This window comes from Streptomyces sp. GbtcB6 (assembly GCF_019091475.1).
Classification (GTDB): domain Bacteria; phylum Actinomycetota; class Actinomycetes; order Streptomycetales; family Streptomycetaceae; genus Streptomyces; species Streptomyces hyaluromycini.
Map to the genome: position 1 here is coordinate 1 of NZ_JAGXJL010000154.1, position 1432 is coordinate 1432.

Below are 1432 nucleotides of genomic sequence, written 5' to 3' on the forward strand. Positions count from 1 at the left end.
TAGGCCGTGTTTGAGATGTCGATCAGCACAGGCCTTGATCGACATTTCGGGTACCGCATAGCGTCAGGACGGTGGAAAAAACGCACCGGCCCGCCGCCAGGGTCATCTGCCTGGACACTGCCCACCGCCTACTTCTTCTGCACTGGCGGGATCCGTTCGACGGGACATGGCTCTGGGAGCCGCCCGGTGGCGGCATCGAGCCTGGCGAGACGCCGCTGGTGACGGCACGACGTGAGCTGGTCGAGGAAACCGGACTCGACCCGGCTGCCGTCCTTGACCGGTCGGTGCTCGTCGACCGTGATGTGCAGTGGAACGGCAAGCGGCACATCGGGACGGAGCATTTCTTCGTCGCTCAATTTGCCGGCGAGCAACCATCCCTGGTGCGTACCGGCCTGCTCCCCGACGAGCAGGCCAACCTGGACACGCACGCCTGGATTCCATGGTCGGATCTGGGCTCACTGCCGGACCCGGTTGAGCCGCCGCAGTTGCTGACTGTGCTCAGCACTCTGGTGCCAGACGGTCCGTGGTGTGATCAGGATTCTGCATGAGGTGAGGTCACAACGATTGCCGTATGAGGGTGAGCTGGACGGTGGCTTCGTAGCGGACGGCGAGTTTGTCGTAGCGCGTCGCAACGCCGCGGGCCTGTTTCATCAAGCCGATCCGATTCTCGACCTTGTGCCTGCGCTTGTACACCTCGCGGTCGAAGCCGGGCGGGCGCCCGCCCGCCGAGCCCCGGCGGCGTCGGTGTCCGGCCTGGTCCCGCTTCTCCGGAATGGTGTGTGGTACGTGCCGCCGGCGCAGGTACTCGCGAATCTCGCGGGATGAGTACGCCCGATCGGCGAGGACATGAACGGGCCGGGTCCGCGGGCGACCCCCGCCGGTCCGGGGTATACGGATGCGATTCATCACCTCGGTGAACAGCGGGGCGTCACCTCGCTGCCCTGCGGTGATGGCCGTGGCCAGGACGTGGAAGGTGGAGTCGACGGCGAGGTGGATCTTCGTGGTCAGGCCGCCGCGCGAGCGGCCGATGGCGTGGTCGTCCGGCTCGGCCGCCAGGCCGTCCGGACGCGACCGGCCCGGATCGTGGTCCCCCTTTTCCGGGCCCCGGCGGCGTGCTGGTGGGCCCGGCAGATCGTGGAGTCGACGGACACCTCCCACTCGATATGCCCGGCACCATCCGCTTTGACCTGCAGCTTCTTCAAGATGCGAGTCCAGGTCCCGTCGATCTGCCAGCGACGGAAGACCGAGTATGCCGTCTCCCACGGGCCGTATCGCTCCGGCACATCCCGCCAGGGCGAACCGGTCCTGGCTCGCCACCAGATCCCGTCGAAGACCTGCCGCCGGCCCCGGGGCTTACGCCCCATCACCGGCAACTCAGGCAACACCGCCTCCAGGCACACCCATTGCTTGTCTGTCAGATCACCGCGAGCCA

Annotated in this window: 2 protein-coding genes; one reads left to right on the forward strand and one right to left on the reverse strand. The window is 67.0% G+C overall.

The window, feature by feature from the left end; all coding sequences use genetic code 11:
* Nucleotides 1–71 precede the first annotated feature (71 nt).
* Nucleotides 72–548, forward strand: a complete 477-nt coding sequence (locus KVT45_RS54930) for an NUDIX hydrolase (RefSeq protein WP_217562621.1) — start codon at nucleotides 72–74, stop codon at nucleotides 546–548.
* A gap of 7 nt (nucleotides 549–555) precedes the next feature.
* On the opposite strand, the gene KVT45_RS54935 is transcribed toward KVT45_RS54930, so the two are convergent.
* Nucleotides 556–1432 (reverse strand): IS5 family transposase gene (locus KVT45_RS54935; RefSeq protein WP_254648755.1). Its coding sequence is split into 2 segments (ribosomal slippage), with 878 coding nucleotides annotated over them: nucleotides 556–1082 and nucleotides 1082–1432; the frame shifts between segments, so codons are not numbered across the junction. This gene is flagged as partial in the annotation.